Origin of the sequence: Thioalkalivibrio sp. ALR17-21, from assembly GCF_000420185.1 — a bacterium.
Classification (GTDB): Bacteria; Pseudomonadota; Gammaproteobacteria; order Ectothiorhodospirales; family Ectothiorhodospiraceae; genus Thioalkalivibrio; species Thioalkalivibrio halophilus.
In genome coordinates this window covers 35,319-51,779 of record NZ_ATUL01000009.1, presented here as the reverse complement: position 1 = coordinate 51,779, position 16,461 = coordinate 35,319, and the positions used below count along the sequence as shown (strand labels likewise).

General features: G+C 68.7%; 19 protein-coding genes, 2 tRNA genes, 1 pseudogene and 1 riboswitch. Of the genes and pseudogenes, 8 read left to right on the top strand and 14 right to left on the bottom strand.

The genetic code is table 11. The features are described from left to right. The first annotated feature begins 71 nt into the window (after positions 1-71). Positions 72-386, top strand: coding sequence for a hypothetical protein (locus tag G020_RS0106660; protein WP_024329046.1), 315 nt, complete (start codon positions 72-74; stop codon positions 384-386). A 94-nt stretch (positions 387-480) separates the two neighbouring features. After that, a complete protein-coding gene (gene fabA / locus G020_RS0106655; RefSeq protein WP_024329045.1) occupies positions 481-993 on the top strand; it encodes a 3-hydroxyacyl-[acyl-carrier-protein] dehydratase FabA in 513 nt (170 codons plus the stop codon). A 6-nt stretch (positions 994-999) separates the two neighbouring features. Here fabA and G020_RS14660 read toward each other — a convergent pair. The 4 genes and pseudogenes from G020_RS14660 to G020_RS0106635 form a co-directional block, all read right to left on the bottom strand. Beyond that, a pseudogene (locus tag G020_RS14660) lies at positions 1,000-1,860 on the bottom strand (class I SAM-dependent methyltransferase). Continuing rightward, complete coding sequence (locus tag G020_RS0106645) at positions 1,857-2,918, bottom strand: glycosyltransferase family 4 protein (RefSeq protein WP_024329044.1); 1,062 nt, start codon at positions 2,916-2,918, stop codon at positions 1,857-1,859. Before G020_RS0106645 ends, G020_RS14660 begins: the two are co-directional and overlap by 4 nt. Continuing rightward, the gene (locus G020_RS0106640; protein WP_018870196.1) at positions 2,915-3,313 is read right to left on the bottom strand and encodes a 6-carboxytetrahydropterin synthase; all 399 of its coding nucleotides are present in this window, start codon (positions 3,311-3,313) and stop codon (positions 2,915-2,917) included. The genes G020_RS0106645 and G020_RS0106640 overlap by 4 nt, the downstream gene beginning before the upstream one ends. 14 nt (positions 3,314-3,327) lie before the next feature. Continuing rightward, positions 3,328-4,332 carry a zinc-binding alcohol dehydrogenase gene (locus tag G020_RS0106635; protein ID WP_024329043.1) on the bottom strand — a complete coding sequence of 335 codons (1,005 nt, stop codon included), beginning with the start codon at positions 4,330-4,332 and terminating at the stop codon, positions 3,328-3,330. Between the two features lie 109 nt (positions 4,333-4,441). Here G020_RS0106635 and G020_RS0106630 point away from each other — a divergent pair, with 109 nt between their 5' ends. Both G020_RS0106630 and G020_RS0106625 read left to right on the top strand, forming a co-directional pair. Further along, positions 4,442-5,206: a CDP-alcohol phosphatidyltransferase family protein gene (locus G020_RS0106630; protein WP_024329042.1), complete on the top strand. Its 765-nt coding sequence runs from the start codon at positions 4,442-4,444 to the stop codon at positions 5,204-5,206. Further along, positions 5,203-5,814 carry a YceI family protein gene (locus G020_RS0106625; RefSeq protein ID WP_024329041.1) on the top strand — a complete coding sequence of 204 codons (612 nt, stop codon included), beginning with the start codon at positions 5,203-5,205 and terminating at the stop codon, positions 5,812-5,814. The genes G020_RS0106630 and G020_RS0106625 overlap by 4 nt, the downstream gene beginning before the upstream one ends. 60 nt (positions 5,815-5,874) lie before the next feature. On the opposite strand, the gene G020_RS0106620 is transcribed toward G020_RS0106625, so the two are convergent. Further along, positions 5,875-6,105, bottom strand: a complete 231-nt coding sequence (locus tag G020_RS0106620; RefSeq protein WP_024329040.1) for a putative motility protein — start codon at positions 6,103-6,105, stop codon at positions 5,875-5,877. Positions 6,106-6,179: 74 nt separating this feature from the next. Next, the gene (locus tag G020_RS0106615; protein ID WP_024329039.1) at positions 6,180-6,800 is read right to left on the bottom strand and encodes a class I SAM-dependent methyltransferase; all 621 of its coding nucleotides are present in this window, start codon (positions 6,798-6,800) and stop codon (positions 6,180-6,182) included. 408 nt (positions 6,801-7,208) lie between these two features. On the opposite strand from G020_RS0106615, the gene G020_RS0106610 reads away from it, so the two are divergent. Then, positions 7,209-7,658, top strand: coding sequence for a bacteriohemerythrin (locus G020_RS0106610; protein ID WP_018946982.1), 450 nt, complete (start codon positions 7,209-7,211; stop codon positions 7,656-7,658). A gap of 66 nt (positions 7,659-7,724) precedes the next feature. On the opposite strand, the gene G020_RS0106605 is transcribed toward G020_RS0106610, so the two are convergent. The 4 genes from G020_RS0106605 to gltX form a co-directional block, all read right to left on the bottom strand. Further along, positions 7,725-7,800, bottom strand: a tRNA-Glu gene (locus tag G020_RS0106605). A gap of 24 nt (positions 7,801-7,824) precedes the next feature. Next, complete coding sequence (locus G020_RS0106600; protein ID WP_024329038.1) at positions 7,825-8,052, bottom strand: hypothetical protein; 228 nt, start codon at positions 8,050-8,052, stop codon at positions 7,825-7,827. A gap of 24 nt (positions 8,053-8,076) precedes the next feature. Then, positions 8,077-8,152: transfer RNA gene (locus tag G020_RS0106595), tRNA-Ala, on the bottom strand. 43 nt (positions 8,153-8,195) lie between these two features. Beyond that, positions 8,196-9,602 carry a glutamate--tRNA ligase gene (gltX, locus tag G020_RS0106590; protein ID WP_024329037.1) on the bottom strand — a complete coding sequence of 469 codons (1,407 nt, stop codon included), beginning with the start codon at positions 9,600-9,602 and terminating at the stop codon, positions 8,196-8,198. Between the two features lie 131 nt (positions 9,603-9,733). On the opposite strand from gltX, the gene G020_RS0106585 reads away from it, so the two are divergent. Next, positions 9,734-10,183, top strand: a complete 450-nt coding sequence (locus G020_RS0106585) for a DUF4399 domain-containing protein (protein ID WP_018946980.1) — start codon at positions 9,734-9,736, stop codon at positions 10,181-10,183. 113 nt (positions 10,184-10,296) lie between these two features. Here G020_RS0106585 and G020_RS0106580 read toward each other — a convergent pair whose 3' ends face one another. After that, positions 10,297-11,298 (bottom strand): cytochrome-c peroxidase, encoded by a 1,002-nt coding sequence (locus tag G020_RS0106580; protein ID WP_018946979.1) that lies wholly within the window; start codon positions 11,296-11,298, stop codon positions 10,297-10,299. A 173-nt stretch (positions 11,299-11,471) separates the two neighbouring features. Beyond that, a riboswitch (cobalamin riboswitch) is annotated at positions 11,472-11,704 on the top strand. Between the two features lie 395 nt (positions 11,705-12,099). On the opposite strand from G020_RS0106580, the gene G020_RS0106575 reads away from it, so the two are divergent. Further along, positions 12,100-13,215 (top strand): porin, encoded by a 1,116-nt coding sequence (locus G020_RS0106575; protein WP_024329036.1) that lies wholly within the window; start codon positions 12,100-12,102, stop codon positions 13,213-13,215. Positions 13,216-13,234: 19 nt separating this feature from the next. Continuing rightward, a complete protein-coding gene (locus G020_RS0106570) occupies positions 13,235-13,801 on the top strand; it encodes a cytochrome c (protein WP_024329035.1) in 567 nt (188 codons plus the stop codon). Positions 13,802-14,000: 199 nt separating this feature from the next. Here G020_RS0106570 and cobM read toward each other — a convergent pair whose 3' ends face one another. From cobM to G020_RS0106555, 3 genes are read right to left on the bottom strand one after another with little or no spacing between them, the layout of a single operon-like run. Beyond that, positions 14,001-14,765, bottom strand: a complete 765-nt coding sequence (gene cobM, locus G020_RS0106565) for a precorrin-4 C(11)-methyltransferase (protein WP_018946976.1) — start codon at positions 14,763-14,765, stop codon at positions 14,001-14,003. After that, positions 14,765-15,193 (bottom strand): cobalamin biosynthesis protein, encoded by a 429-nt coding sequence (locus G020_RS0106560; protein ID WP_024329034.1) that lies wholly within the window; start codon positions 15,191-15,193, stop codon positions 14,765-14,767. The genes cobM and G020_RS0106560 overlap by 1 nt, the downstream gene beginning before the upstream one ends. A 29-nt stretch (positions 15,194-15,222) precedes the next feature. Further along, positions 15,223-16,458 carry a bifunctional cobalt-precorrin-7 (C(5))-methyltransferase/cobalt-precorrin-6B (C(15))-methyltransferase gene (locus G020_RS0106555; protein WP_024329033.1) on the bottom strand — a complete coding sequence of 412 codons (1,236 nt, stop codon included), beginning with the start codon at positions 16,456-16,458 and terminating at the stop codon, positions 15,223-15,225. Positions 16,459-16,461 lie beyond the last annotated feature (3 nt).

The window sequence follows — 16,461 nt, the reverse complement described above, 5'->3', positions numbered from 1 at the left end:
GGGCGATCGTCCCGGCCTCAAGTTCCGCGGGGCCGCGCCGATACCCCGAGTAAATCTTCGGAGGATCCGCGATGCTTGATCTCGATCTCCTGTCCGGCCCGTCGGTGACCACCCGCGAGGAACCGGAATGGCTGGACACCGGCTTCACCGCGGGCTGGATTCCGGCCTTTCGTCACCGGGGCAACGGCCAGGTCCATGCCAGCCATCTGGAGGACGGGCGCCTGGCCAGCGCCCACATCCTGGACACCCTGCCCGCCGAGTGGGTGGCCGAACGCGACGCCCGGGGGCGCCCCGGCACCCTGGTCCCGGAAGTCCAGGCCGGCTATCTGCGCGGGGACCGTTTCTTTACCCTTGCGGAGTTGCTGCGCTACCCGGCCGACGCCTGAACCGGCCTTTTCCCGCCGCCGTGCAACGCGGCGGGAATTGCTTTTGCCCGCCGGTTTCGGTCCAATACCGGGCTTTTCCCCCGAGCATCTTTCAATGCAGAAGAATCAGTACGATCGCGACGAACTCCTGGCCTGCGGCTACGGCAACATGTTCGGCCCGGGCAATGCTCAGCTGCCGGTGCCCAACATGCTGATGATGGACCGGGTCACGGAGATCAACAGCGACGGCGGGCAGTTCGGCAAGGGCGAGATGGTGGCCGAGCTGGACATCCACCCCGATCAGTGGTTCTTCGCCTGCCACTTCCCGGGCGATCCGGTGATGCCCGGCTGCCTCGGGCTGGACGCGATGTGGCAGCTGGTGGGGTTCTATCTGGCATGGCTGGGCAACCCGGGGCGCGGACGCGCGCTGGGCGTGGGCGAGGTGAAGTTCACCGGCCAGGTCCTGCCGACCGCAGAAAAGGTCACCTACCACGTGGAGATGAAGCGGGTGATCTCGCGCAAGCTGGTGCTGGGAATCGGCGACGGCACGGTGCAGGTGGACGGCCGCACGATCTACGAGGCCAGTGACCTGCGCGTCGGCCTGTTCACCTCCACCGAGAATTTCTGAGCGGCGTCACCCGGCAGCCACCCCCGAGCCCGAGCCCCGGCCCGGGGCCGGGGGCAACCCCAGAACGTCCCGATGCCCGACGCGCAGGCGGCAGCCGTCGCCGATCACTGCAGCCCGGCGCCGCCCGGCCCAGGCCCGAAAGTCCCCGGCCCGTGTCGGCTCCATGGCAGCCGCCGCTTCGGCCCAGCCGTCGATCAGGGCCCGCACCAGCGCCGGCCTGGCCGCATCCAGCTCCCACGGTGAGGCGGCCGCCTCCACGCGATAACCATGACGCTCCAGCGCTCGCTCCAGGTGCATCGCCGCCCCCGGCCCCAGCGCCGGCCCGAAACCCTTGTCGGTGCCCTAGTGGCGATTGACCGCCGCCAGCAGGGCCGCATCCTCCGGGTCCGGCTGCGACCATTCGATCCGGCCGTCGTAGCTCAGCGCGAACAGGACCGCGGCCCCGCGCGCGGCACAGGCAGCGACCAGTGCATCCAGCCACCGGGCCGAGACCAGATCCAGCAGCGCCGCGCCGGTCACCAGCAGCGGGGCGGGCGCCGCGCCCGGCAAGGCCGGAGGCGCGGCAGCGAAGTCCTCCACCCGCAGGTGTTCCACGCGTTCGCCGCCGGCGTCGCGGCGGGCCGCGTCCAGCAGGGAGGCATCATGATCCACCAGGGTCCAGACCTGCGGGTCCGGCAGCCGCGGAGCGAGCCAGCGCAGGTTCGAACCGCTGCCGGCGCCCAGATCCAGCACCCGCAGCGGTGCCTCGTTCGCTCCCCGAACCCGCACCACCCACTCCGCGAGCGCGTCGGCCAGGGACGCCGGGCGCGCCGCATGATCCACGGGCTCGCGCAGGCCCAGCCACTCGCGATCGAAGTGCTCGCTCACGGCGTCAGCTCGCGCAGCGCCCGATCCATCGCGACGACCGCCCGGGGCCAGTCGGGCATCTGCCGCGCGGCCCGCCGGCCGGCGGCCCCGGCGGCAAGCCAGGCCTCCGGGCGCTCCAGATAATCCGTCAGCGCGGCGCGCAACGCCGGGACGTCGCCCGGCGGCAGGCGGGCACCCGCGGCGGCCGGCACGGTGTACGGGATCGCACCACCGGTGGTGGCGATCACCGGCAGGCCACGTGCCATGGCCTCGGTGTACACCATGCCGAAACCCTCGTATGCGCTGGGCAGGACGAACAGCGACGCGCCGTCGAACCAGGCGTCCAGGCCGGCCTCGTCGCAGGTTCCGGTGACGGTGACCCGGTCCCGCAGACCGTGATCCTCGATCTGCTGGCGCAGGCGACGCACGAATACCGGGTCACGATCTGCCGGCCCGGCCAGCACCAGATGCCAGGCGCGATCCGTCAGTCCGGCCAGCGCAGCGATCAGGTGGTGCTGCCCCTTGCGCGGGATCAGGGCCCCCACCGCCAGCAGGCAGGGCGGCTCCCCGGGACCGGGCCCCGATGCCGCCGCCTGACGTTCCACACCGGGCGGGACCACCCGCAGGCGCGGACGCTCGATTCCCCATCCGGCCAGCACGTCGGCGGTATACGCGCTGGTGGTGACGATCCCGCGGCTGCTTCGCAACCCGGCCCGCTCCAGCGCGAGGAGCTCGCGGCTGCGCGCGGGTTCCAGGCCGGTCTCCAGCCCGAGCGGGTGATGCACCAGCGCGAGCAGACGCAGCCGCTGCGCGTGGCGCTCGAGCACCTCGGGGAAGGCGCCGCCCGCGAGGCCGTCGACCAGCACCCGCTGGCCGTCGGGGGCCGCCGCCAGGGCCGCATCCAGCGCCGCCGCAGCGTCCGCGGAAGGTCCGGGGAAGTCGCCCTGAAGCTCGTCGACTGCCGTCTTCCAGCCGCGCTCGCGCAGGCCCGCCAGCATGCGCGCATCGAATCGGTAGCCACCGGTGGGCTGATCCAGCGCCCCGGGAACCAGCAGGCGCAGATCGGCGGCCTCGCTCAAGGAGCCGCCTCGTAGGCGGCCCAGGCCACGTGGGATTCGTGCAGGGTCACGCAGACCGCGTCCAGGCCCCGTGCGGAAGCGCCGAGACGCTCCTCGTGGATGGCGGTGGCGATGCGTCCGTGAATCGCCCGGGCGAGAAATTCGGTCGTGGTGTTCTGCCCCTCGAACTCGGGTCGGTCGTCCAGGTTCTGGTAGTTCAGTTCGGCCAGGATGCTGCGCAGCACCTCGCCGGCCCGGCCGATGTCGACCACCAGACCATCGTCATCCAGCTCGGCCCGGCGGAAGGTCACGTCCACCACGTAGGTGGCGCCGTGCAGGTTCTGCGCGGGACCGAACACCTCGCCGGCGAAGCTGTGGGCAATCATGAAGTGGTCGCGGACGTTCAGGCTGTACATACAGAAGTCGCTCCTTAGACCCACACGGGGTCGGGATCGGGATAACGGATGCGATGGCACAGTGTCGTGGCGGCCTCGGGCCCGGCTACCCGCGGCATCACCCGCGGCAGATCCTCGAAACGATCCTCGCCGCTGATCAGGACCTCCAGCGCCGGATCGGCGAGCAGCTCCAGCGCCAGCGCCAGACGCCGGTGGTAATCCCAGCGCGCGGCGCGTGCCGGCGGGATACGGCCCACCTGGCTGCTGCGCAGCTCCAGACGCCGCGAATGGAACCCGGCGCCCAGCGGCAGGCTGACCGGCGCATCGCCATACCAGCTGGCCTCCACCACCCGGGCCTCGGTGCCCGCCAGCTCCAGCGCCTGCACCAGCCCGTCGCCCTGACCGCTGCAATGGATCACCGCATCGCGCGACGCGGCCGGCAGGGTCTCGCGGGCCGCCGCCGGTGTGTGCAGGGTCAGCCCCAGCGCCCGCGCCGGTTCCGCCCGCGCGGGCTCGGGGTCAATCAGATCCACCCGGGCGCCCGGGATCGCACGGATCAGCCAGGCGCACAGGAACCCGACCACGCCCGCACCGATCACCGCCACCCGGTCGCCGGGACCCACCCCGGCGTCCCACACGATGTTCACGGCCGTTTCCATGTTCGCCGCCAGTACCGCGCGCGCGTCCGGGACCGCATCCGGGATCGGCACCAGCATGGAATCCGGCGCGTTGTAACGGTCCTGGTGCGGGTGCAGGCAGAAGACCCGTTCGCCGGCACGCCCGCCGGACTCGACCACGCCTGCGCTGATGTAGCCGTATTTCACCGGTGCCGGGAAGTCCCCTTCCTGCAGCGGTGCCCGCATCGCGGCGTACTGATCCGGCGGCACCCGGCCCCGGAACACCAGCGACTCGGTACCGCGCGAGATCGCGCCATAACGCGCTCGCACCCGGCATTCCCCGGGGGACGGAGGCGGCAGTTCCATGTCGCGGATCTCGCCCTCGCCGGGCGCTGTAATCCAGAAGGCTCGTGCGCGGTTCATGCGGGCTTTCGCGACCAGAGGGACACTGCGCCATGCTCCCGAAGATGTGGAATCCGCAGTGTGCCGAGTCTCCACCACCCGCCGCAATCCCACCGAGGAAAGGTCGCCGATGTCCGTCTCCGCCGCCCTGCGAAAGCCGCTCCGGTCCGCCGACCTGGCGCTCGCCGGACTGCTTGCCATCGGCGTCGCAACCCTGACACCGATCGGTCCCGCGCTGCTGCTGGCGACCGCTTTCCTGTGGGGGCTGCTGTGGGCCCTGCTGGTCCGGGGGGCCGCGCATGCGGACGGTCTGTCCGGGATCCCGGGCCCCGGCAACCGCGTGACCCTGGTGCGCGCAGCCCTGGCCGCCCCGGTTGGCGGGGTCGCACTGCTGGCCCTGATACCAACGGTCGACCTGCCCGTTTACTGGCTGCCGGCCTGGGTCGTGACCCTCGCCCTGCTGGTGCTGTTGCTGGACGGAGTGGACGGAGCGGTGGCACGACGCAGCGGTACCGAGTCGGCCTTCGGCGCGCGTTTCGACATGGAGCTGGACGCGGCACTCATCCTCGCGCTGTCCGTGCTTGCGTGGCAGCCCGGACCCGCTGGCCCCTGGGTGCTGGCGATCGGGGCCATGCGCTATCTGTTCGTGCTGGCCGGGCGCGTTCTGCCCTGGCTGCGCGCGGAGCTGCCACCCAGCCGGCGCCGCCAGGCGGTATGCGTGCTGCAGACCCCGGCCCTGCTGGTCGCCCTCGCCCCGGCGGTTCCGACGTCAGTCGCCATCGCCGCCGCGGTCCTGGCGCTGGCCATGCTCACGGTTTCATTCGCCACCGATATCGTCTATCTGTATCGGAACAGACCCGGTTCACATCCCCAGCCCCCGGAGGAAACCCCATGAGCCACCGATTCCGCACCCTGGCCGCGACGGCCCTGCTGAGCCTGGCATCGGTGCTGCCCGGCGCCAGCCTGGCGATGGACGAATGGGAGATCGACCCCGAGCACTTCGCGGTCGGGTTTCTGGTGGATCATGCCGGATACGCCCGGGTGCTCGGCATGTTCCTCGAGGCCGAGGGGGCCTTCATGTTCGATCCGGACACGGGCGACCTGGGAGAAGGGTACTTCGTGGTACAGACCGACAGCGTGTTCTCCAACCACGAGGAACGCGACGATCATCTGCGCAGCGATGACTTCCTCGACGTGGAAAACCATCCGGAGATGCGCTTCACCGCCACGGACTACGAACCCACCGGGGAGGACAGCGGGCAGCTGACCGGTGATCTGGAACTACTGGGCGAAACCCGGCCGATCACCCTGGACGTAACCATCAACAAGGTCGGACGCTACCCGTTTCCGCTGGGCGGCATCTTCTCTCGCCCCTACGTGCTGGGCGCCTCGATGCGGGGCGAATTCCAGCGCAGCGACTTCGGCATGGACTACGGGCTGATCCGGGACATCGTGGGGGACACGGTGGAACTGATCATCGAATTCGAAGCGCAGCGGCAGTAGCTGCCCGCAGCAACCGCCCGGGAAAATTCGGAGACCCGAGCCGAGTCTCCGAGACTGCCTTCAGGCCGTGGTGTTGACCAGCGTACCGACGTTGTCGGGCAACGCCTCTGCCGCGCCGGCCGTCGCCTGCACACCGGCATTCCCCGAAGCTTCGGGCATGCCTTCGATCAACTGCGTCACCGCAGCCTCTTCGGCCTCCATGGCACGATTCATCACCGCGATATCCTTCTGCTGCATCAGGTTTGCCTGCTGCAGCTGCACGGATTGAGAAACCGCTGCATTGACATCCATGGGCACCTCCTTCGCATTGGCGGGCACTTCCGAATACACAAACCGCCCGCACCGGCGCTAACGGCAGGTCCCGGTCATCCTTGAGCCTCGTCTCCGGCCATCTTTGCCTCTGCCACCGGGCGCGCCGTGAACCGCCGCATCACGCCCCGCGCGACCCGATCCTGCGGATCGATGGCAAACCCTGCCGCCTCCACGCTCGCCTCGGTATCCCGGTTGGGATGACAGCCCCCCGCCACGCAGGTCCAGGCCGGCTGCACCCGGTCCTGCATGCGGGCGAGCATCGGCCGTGTATGCCGCACGTGCTCCAGCATCCGCAGTTCCCCGTCTGCCCGCAGGACCCGGCGCACCTCGCCCAGAGCAACCGGCGGATCCTGCACCGAACAGAACACCAGCCCGGATACCACCGCATCGAACTGCCCCTCGACGAACGGCAGGGCCTCGGCGCGGGCCACCACCAGCGGGACATCGGGAGCGCGACGCCGCGCACTCCGCAGCGCGAGGAAGTCCGGCTCCACGCCAATGACTTCCGCCGCCTGCGGATACAGCGGCAGATTGCGCCCGGTTCCGCAACCGACCTCCAGGATCCGTCCCCGGGCCCCGGATACCAGGCGTGTCCGCCAGCGACGCAGGCCCAGCGCATCGGCCAGCACCATGAAGCCATCGTAGAGCCAGGGGATCTGTTCCAGTCCGCGCATGTCCGTCGTTCCGTATTGATTCACCGCCAGAGAAACCGTGAACTGTATCGCATGTCGCACCCGCAACCGGAACCTCTCTCCGGTTATCCCGTCACAGCTAACGAGTGGTGACGAAAAACCCTCCCCGGGTGTTTCCGTAACCCCGGTCACGATGTGGCCACTGCATGGTGTTGACCCGGTCCCCGACCGGTACACCGAGACAACCGACTCCCTCCGTCACACGGTTGTTTCAGTACTTTGAGCCCGGCTTCCGGCCGGGCTTCTTTTTTTCGCCCTTCCCATCCGCCGCCCCTTCAATTGACACGGATCAACAAAGAAGCGGTCCGGATCCCGTCTGCGATGCGCAACCCGGCTCATTCTGTTACACGGTAGAGGGTTATATCTCCACTATCGGAAAGGGTGTTCCCCATGACCAGCCTCAACTGGAGCTCCAATCTGGAACTCGGCCTGGATGTGATCGACGAACAGCACAAGCGGATCTTCGAATACCTGCAGCAGACCGAACATGCGATCGCCACCGAGAACGAACAGGAAGTGCGCGAGGTGGTGGACGGTCTTCTCGACTACACCTCGTCCCACCTGGTGTTCGAAGAGGGCCTGATGGAGAAGGCCGGTTACCCGGCCCTGGATGCCCACCGCAAGGTGCACGAGGCCTTTGCCGCACGCATCGAGAAGCTGCGCGGGGAACTGGAGCAGGGGCACGACACGTTCGGCGTGGCACGCAAGATCCGCTCGGATCTGGGCCTGTGGCTGATGAACCACATCAAGCGCGATGACCTCGACTATGTCCCCTATGTCCGACCGATCCTGGAAGGGAGCTGGCTGTCGCGCTGGAAGAAAAAGATCTTCGGCGGCTGATTCCGATTCCGGACCAGAACGAAAAAGGCCCGGATCCAGCGGTACTGGATCCGGGCCTCCGGAATATGGCGTCCCCACGGGGATTCGAACCCCGGTCGCTGCCGTGAAAGGGCAGTGTCCTAGGCCTCTAGACGATGGGGACGCAGAGGCAACGTCATGTTGCAAACTAGTCAGGAGGTCCTTGCGGCCTTTCACTTCCGCGGCTGCCTTTCGGACGATGCAGGATGGTTGTCACCACACCGTTGAAAACCAGCAGGAACCCCAGCGGGACCATTGCGACCAGTGGCTTGGACCATGTCTGCTCACCGGCAAACATCAACCCGAAACCGCCGAACAATCCCACAATCGACAAAACCAGCCCAACGTAGATGGAGATCATTCCAAAACGATGCATCGCTGATCCTGCCATTCGCCGTAATGGTGGAGCCAGGCGGGATCGAACCGCCGACCTCCTGCATGCCATGCAGGCGCTCTCCCAGCTGAGCTATGGCCCCGTAACCGGCGAGGTGCGTAATGTAGCCACACCCCTTTTTTCTGTCAACCCGCTTGCGCGGAAATCTTCGCGATGGCCCGCTCGATCCGTTCCAGCGAGCGCTCGCGCCCGATCAGTACGAGCGTGTCGTCGATCGGAGGCGATACAGTACCGCCCGTCAGCGCCACACGCAATGGCTGAGCAACCTTCCCGAGCTTGAGGTCGAGGCGTTCGGCCGTATGCTGCACCACCTCGTGCAGTGCCTCCTTGTCCCAGGCGCCCAGGGCACTGAAGCCGTCGTGCAGGGTTTGCAGTACCTCGCGGGCCTCCGGCGTCAACTGCTTGCGTTCGGCCTTCGGATCGTATTCCTCAAAGGCGCGATAGAAATACACGCTGTTCTCGGCCATCTCGCGCAGCGTACGCGCCCGCTCCCGCTGCGCCAGCACCACCTGCCGCAGTTCCGGCCCCTCGGCGGGGTCCACGCCCAGCTGGCCCAGGTGCCAGCCCAGCTCCAGCGCCACATGGTCGGGGTCAAGGCTCTTGATGTAGTGCTGATTCAGCCACAGCAGCTTGTCGGGGTTGATGGCCGAGGCCGACTGATTGACGTCCTCGATATCGAACAGCCGCACCAGCTCGTCCAGCGAAAAGATCTCCTGGTCCCCGTGGGCCCAGCCCAGACGCACCAGATAGTTCAGCAGCGCCTCGGGCAGGTAGCCCTCCTCGCGGAACTGCATCACCGACACCGCCCCGTGGCGCTTGGACAGCTTGGCGCCGTCCGGGCCCATGATCATCGGCAGGTGGCCGTAGCGCGGCGGCTCCACACCCAGGGCCTTGAGGATATTGATCTGACGCGGGGTATTGTTCAGGTGGTCATCGCCACGCACCACATGGCTGATGCCCATGTCCATGTCGTCCACCACCACCGTGAGGTTGTAAGTCGGCGAACCATCGGAGCGGGCAATGATCAGGTCATCCAGTTCGCTGTTCTGGAACGCTACCTTGCCGCGCACCATGTCATCAACGACGGTCGCGCCCTCGTCCGGGGTGCGGAAACGGATCACCGGATCCACGCCCTCGCGCGGTTCGGTACGCGCACGGCAGCGGCCATCGTAGCGAGGCTTTTCCTTGCGCGCCTTCTGCTCCTCGCGCATCACGTCCAGCTCTTCCTTCGTGCAATAGCAGCGATAGGCGTGGCCGGAGGCCAGCAGCTGGTCGATCACCTCGCGGTACCGGTCGAAATGCTCGGTCTGGTAGAACGGGCCGTGGTCATAGGTCAGCCCCAGCCAGTTCATGCCCTCGAGGATCGCATTCACCGATTCCGCGCTGCTGCGTTCGAGATCGGTGTCCTCGATGCGCAGCACGAATTCGCCACCGTGGTGACGGGCGTACAGCCAGGAGAACAGCGCGGTGCGGGCACCGCCGATGTGCAGATAACCGGTCGGGCTGGGGGCAAAACGGGTACGAAAGGCCATGCGCGAACACTCGCTTCCGGTAGTCAAAAGGGCCGCCTAGGGTAGCAGAACGACCCGACCCCATACGCCTTTCATGGACTACACTCGAATGGAACCCCCAGCAGACCCGAATGCGGATCCAAGGAACTGCCATGAGAAGCTTCCCGTTTCCCCGAGTATCCAGCCTGGCCCTCCTGGCCGGCGGACTGGCCCTGGCCTCCGGGGCCCTTGCCGACCTCGAACGTATCGCCGCCCCGGAGGATGCCGAGGTCTATTTCATCAGCCCGCAGGACGGTGACACCGTGGAAGGCCCGGTACACGTCCAGATGGGCCTGCGTGGCATGGGCATCGCTCCGGCTGGTGTGGAGGCCGACGACACCGGTCATCATCACCTGCTCGTGAACAAACCACTGGACGAGGTTGATCTCGACGCCTCCCTGCCATTCACCGATCACAAGCACCACTTCGGAGGTGGCCAGACCGAAGGGGAAATCGAACTGGAGCCCGGGACTCACACCCTTCAGCTCCTGTTCATGGACTACCGCCATATCAGCTTCGATCCCCCACTGGTCTCCGAAGAGATCACCATCACCGTCGAATAACCGTTACGGCCACACGGGCTCCATAACGCACAAAAAAGCCCCCTCCACGCATGGAGGGGGCTTCGATGCAGGGATTCGCATCAACGCTCAGGCGCTGCGCGACCCCCCGTGCATCACGGCAGGGCCGGGATGGTGATATCAGGCATCTCGCCGGTCAGGGCGTGCATGAACGCCTCGATGTCTTCCAGCTCGTCTTCCGTGAAGTCGGTGTCCAGCATCTCCTGACCCATGATCTCAATGGCTTCCTTGAGCGTTTCCGTCTCGCCATTGTTCATGTAGGGGTAGGTCAGGGCCACGTTGCGCAACGTCGGGGTCTTGAAGGCGTACTTGTCGCGTTCCTCCCCGGTCACCAGATAGCGCCCCTTGTCCTCGGAGCCGGGCACCTGGATCCGGTGGAAATTCGAGTCGGTCAGCGCCGGGCCGCGATGACAGGCCACGCAGCCGTTGTCCGCGAACAGGGCCATGCCGCGCTTCTGCTGCTCGGTCATCGCATCCTCGTCACCCACCAGCCAGCGGTCCAGATCGGAGTTCGGCGTATTCAGGGTGCGCTGGAACGAAGCCAGGGCCTTGGCCACGTGATCGGTGTTCACGACGTTGTCGCCGTCATAGTCCGGGTACGCCGCGTCGAACATCTCGATGTACTCGGGGAACTCCTCCAGGCGCGCGATCGCCTCTTCCAGCGGCATCGCCATTTCCACGGCGTCCTGGATCGGACCCAGGGCCTGGCCTTCCAGGTCATCTTCGCGGCCGTCCCAGAACTGGGCCTCGAAGAAGCCGGAGTTCAGCACCGTCGGACTGTTGCGCTCGCCGACCTGGCCGTCGTGGCCGACCGCGCGCGGGATGCGGTCGCCCCAGCCCAGCGCCGGGTTGTGGCAGGTGGCGCAGGAGATCACGCCCGAGCTGGAGATCCGCGGCTCGAAGAACAGGAACTTGCCCAGCTCCACTTTCTCGTCGGTCAGGGAATTGTCGGCCGGGATCGGCGGCAGGGCCGGCAGCGGCTCGAACATGTCACGGTATTCGTCGTAGTCACCGGCGAACGCGGGGGCGGACAGCCCCAGGGCCACCGCAGTACAGGCCGACAGCAGCAGGCCACGGAAGATGCGGTTGTTCTGCATGGTGCACTCCTTTTTATTTTGGCGGACACATCCCCTGCCGGGGCGCGGAAGAGAATGCGTGGACTCAGTCTAAAAGAAGTGTTTGCTGTAGAAGGGCCCCTGGCAGCGTAATCCCGCTTAAAGTTGACACGGATCAACCTGTCGGCGATTTGCAGCGACGCCTCCCCCCGGTTAGAGTCCGCTCGCCTTCAGGTGCCCCGGCGTTGTAACGCCGGGGATAATCGGGAAGCCGGTGCGTGAATGAACGTTCGCAATGCCGGCACTGCCCCCGCAACGGTAGGCGGAGACAGGCGGATCCAGTGCCACTGCGGCGCATCCACGGGATGCCCGCGGGAAGGCGATCCGCCCGGGATGCCCTGCACCCCCTTCGCGAGTCCGGAGACCGGCCTGGAGGAAACCCGACGCCGCGGCGGGCGGCCGAGCGGGACGGGGCCGGCGTGTCCGCCCCCTTCCCCCTGCTCCCTTGCCCGACTGCCGGCGTCGTTTCATCCACGGCGTGCGGGGTCGCGCGCCCGGGGAGACACTGATTGCATCGCACGCCCGCGCTCGAGTCGCTTTTGCGTGCGAACAAGGCGCGGTGACCGCCGTGCAGTCATTCTGCACAAGGGAGCCGCAACGCCGTGCGCGCGCAAAAGCGGCCGAGCCCCTTCGGGGTTGGTGCCTCATGTTCCCCGGTCCTGCGTTGCGCCGCTTGCGGGTAGAACCACTACCCGCTGCACGACGCGCCTTGTCTCGGAAAACAGGAGGTACCAACGCGGGCGTGCGATGCAATCAGTGTCTCCCCAAGGGAGCATCACAACAATGAAAGCTATCCATCTCCGACCGGGGCGGCCTGCCGTGCCGGCCCTGGCTACCCTGTGCCTGGTGACGGCCACGGGCATCGCGCCGGCGCAGGCCGGTTTCGAATTCGGCGACGCGGAGGACGACCTGCAGGTCACCCTGGACCCGCTGATCCTGGGCCGCTACAGCTACGAACATGATCCGGACAACTCCAGCAGCGAATTCGATTTCCGGCGCGCCTGGCTGGACACCTCGGGCACCCTGTTTCACCCCGAACTGAGCTTTCGCCTGCAGCCGGATTTCAGCAACGGCGAGGTGTCCATGCGTGACATCTGGCTGGAATACAGCCCGGGCGAACACCTGGGCCTGCGGGCGGGCCAGTTCACCGTGCCCTTCGGTCTGGCGCGGGACATCGGCGGTCCCAACCGCCTGTTTACCGAACTGAGCATCGCCGGCAACCAGTTCGAGATTCCGGCCGGACGCGACACCGGCCTCGCCCTGCTGGGCGGCGCGGGCGACGACCGCGCCTGGGCGGTCGGGATATTCGATGGCCGCGGCCGTCTCGATCAGCGCGACGACCGGCCCTCCACCTCCGGACACCTGTTCAGCGCCCGCGGCGCCTGGGCCCCGGTGGGGTCGGTCCCGCGCGACAACACCACGGTGGGCCGGGCCGTGGAGCGCACCGTGGCCCTGGGCGCCGGCCTGCAGGCCGCCAGCCGCAACCACCTGCGCGACTGGAGCCGCGGGCAGGAAGACACGGTCGACCGTCAGCGCGCCGACTGGGTCACCGCCACCGCCGACGCGGTGGTCAAGTTCGGCCATACCTCGCTGTCGCTGGCGGCCTACCGCCGCGATGTTTCCCCCGACCGCACCGCGAGCTACCACGACCTGGGAGCCGAGCTGGAACTGGCGCAGTCGCTGCCGCTGGAGGGCCTCGAGCTCGCCGCCCGCCACGCGGTACTGCGCCACGACGCCGGCGACGATCTGGACGGGGACGAGCGCTGGCAGCGCGAATGGGGCGCCGGCCTCAACTGGTACCACCGGGGGCAGCGGCAGAAGACCCAGCTCATGTGGCTGGACCGCGACACCGACACCTCGAACTGGCAGCTGCACCTGCAGCACCAGTTCCGCTTCTGAACAAACAGGGAAAATCGCCATGAAACGGATGCCATCCACGCGCCGGCCGCTGACGGCCGGCCTGTCGCTGGTCCTGCTGCTCGCAGCGACCGGTACCGCCGGCGCGGAAGACGAGATCAGCGTGCCGATGCCGGGCCCCTGGGGCGAAGACTACGCGGAGACCCTGGACGACCCGGCCGGTGTGGACGCCACCGAGGCCTTCCAGCGCTTCCGTCAGCAGAGCATGCAGGGGACCTCGGCCACCTACCGCAGCATCGAGCAGATCCTGCGCTACGACGCGCCGTTCGCCGAGCGCCTGCCCGAGCTGGCCGAAGAGATGGCGCAGCGGGCCGCGGACGTCGACACCTGGTTCGCGCGCGAGACCCCGGCGCAGGCCGGCGAACCCGGCGCCCTGCCCGCGGCCTGGGAGGACCCGGAGTTCGCGGACTACAAGGCGTCCTACCGCGAGGCCGCCGAGCGGCTGCAGAGCAAGGTGGAGGCGGCCGACGACCTGGAGGACAAGGCCTTTCAGCTACGCGCCACCGAGGCGCTGAACGGCGTACGCCACCAGTGCCTCGCCTGCCACGACCACTACCGCCGCCGCTGAACCACGCGGAAAACGCGGAAACCGGGGCCGCCGCCCGGCGGTCCCCTTTCCGTTATCCTGACCAGGAGCCCCACCTTCGCCTGCAAGCAGGCTCCTACATCGTCGCGAACTTGTAGGACCTGCTTGCAGGCGAAAAGCCCCGTGCCCCACAACACCCACCGGAGTCATTCCTGCCTGCGGAAGACCGGGGACGAGCCGCTCAGTCCCCGTCCATGCCGCGGTAACGGCGCACATGCGCCGGGTCGTACAGCGCGCTGTCGCGGAAATCGCCCGGGTCCAGCGCCGGGCCCACCAGGATCAACGCCGAGCGCCGTGTGGTCAGGGCCTGCGCCCGTTCCGCGATATTCCCCAGCGAACCGCGCACCACGGTCTCGTCCGGCCAGCTGGCGCGGAAGACGATCGCCACCGGGCAGTCGCAGCCATAGTGCGGCCGCAGGTCCTCGACCACGGTCTCGATATTGTGCAGCGACAGGTGGATCGCCAGGGTCGCCCCGGTGGCGGCAAAGCTCGCCAGCCGTTCGCGCTCCGGCATGGAGGACGCCCGTCCCGGCGTGCGCGTCAGCACCACCGACTGCGCCACCTCCGGAACCGTCAGTTCCCGCCCCAGGGTGGCGGCGGCGGCGGAGAATGCCGGCACGCCGGGCGTGATGCTGTAATCGATCCCGGCCGCCTCCAGCCGGCGGATCTGCTCGCCCAGCGCGCTGTAGACCGAAAGATCGCCGGAGTGCAGGCGCGCCACGTCCTGGCCCGCCGCGTGGGCGCGTTCGATCTCCTCCATGATCGCGTCCAGCGTCAGCGGCGCGGTGTTGACCACGCGCGCCCCCTCCGGGGCATGCTCCAGCACCGCCTCCGGCACCAGCGAACCGGCGTACAGGCATACCGGGCAGGCCGCGATGCGATCGCGCCCGCGCAAGGTCAGCAGATCGGCCGCACCCGGCCCCGCTCCGACAAAATGAACCGTCATCACCCCTCCTCGAAAAGCTCGTCCGTCCCGTTCACCATGCGCACCGCGACCGCGCCGCTCGCCCGCGCGGAGAGCCGCCGCGGCAGCAGCAGGCGCGCCCCGTCGCCGGCCACCGCCAGCGCCGCCGCCTCCGCCACCGAACCGACCCCGGCGGCGGCACGCGAGCGCGAGGAGTCCGTGGACAGGGCCGCGTCGCGCGCGGCCAGCGCGGCCGCCGACGCGAACACCGGCTCCAGCTCCAGGTCGCGCGCGGCCGTCCACAGTACCGGGCTGTCGCCCTTGTGCGCCGAGGCCGCCAGCTGCCGGATCTCGATCGACTCGCCGCCCCCCGCCCGCAACCCGGCGTGCGCCTCGGCCAGCACCTCGCGGACCAGCGCCTCCAGCTCGCCGGCCGTGCAGGTCGAGGCGAAGCCGACGCCGGGGATCACCCGGACATGCGCCCCGCTCGGCGTTTCCCTCAGCTCCGGCGCAGCGACCACAGGGTCACCGGCCGCAGCGGCTGCCAGCCGGCCATGCCGCCCAGCGGCTCCGCGCGGCTGACGTTGATCCGCGTGAGCTCGCCGCCGTGGCGCTCGTGCGCCGTCGCCAGCACCGCGTCCCCTTCCACGGTCACGCTGCTGGCGACCAGCCGCCCGCCCGGGCGCAGCTGGTCGATGCAGTGCTCCAGCAGCCCCGGCGTGGTCAGCCCGCCGCCGATGAAGATCGCGTCGGGTGGCGGCAGGTCTTCCAGTACCTCCGGCGCCCGCCCGTAGATGCACCGCAGCGCCGGTACTCCCAGCGTGCTCGCGTTGCGCGCGATGCGTTCCAGGCGCTCCGCGCGCGGCTCGATGGCCACGGCGGTGTTGGCCGGATCCGCCAGCATCCACTCGATGCCGATGGCTCCGGAGCCGGCGCCCACGTCCCACAGCCGCTCGCCGCGTCCGGGCGCCAGCAGGGCCAGCGCCACCGCCCGCACCTCGCGCTTGGTAATCTGTCCGTCCTGCTCGAACTGCGCCTCCGGCCGGCCGGCACTGGCCGCCAGCACCTGCGCCGCCGGATCGGCCCGGCATTCCAGCGCCACGGTGTTCAGCGCCTCGATCGCGACCTCCGGCCAGGCCCCGGCGCGCGCGCGGACGAGCGCCTCGCGGTCCGCGCCCAGCGACTGCAGTACGGTCAGGGTGGAATCGCCGAAGCCGAGTCCGGTCAGCCAGTGCGCCAGTTCCGCCGGGGTATCCCCGTCGCGGCTCAGGATCAGCAGCCGCGCGCCGTCATGCAGCCAGGGCCGCAGCGCCTCCATCGGCCGGCCGTGCACCGACAGGCAGCGGGTCTGCTGCAGCGGCCAGCCCATGCGCGCGGCGGCCAGGCTGAACGCCGAGGGCGCCGGCCAGACACAGGTCTGCGCGACCGGAAAACGCCGCATCAGGGTCGCGCCCACCCCGAACCAGAAGGGGTCGCCGCTGGCGAGCACGCACAGCGGCTGCCCGGCGCGCGCCTCGATCCAGTCCAGCGCGGTCTCCAGCGGCGACGGCCACACCAGGCGCTCCTGCCCCGGCCGCTCCGGCAGCATCTCCAGATGCCTGGCGCCGCCGATCACCGTCGCCGCCGTGTCCAGCGCCATGCGGGCATCCGGGGCCAGCCCGGCGAGCCCCTCCGCGCCCACGCCGACGATGTTCAGCCATGGCGCTCGCTCCTCGTTCGTGGCTAGACTGGTCATCCT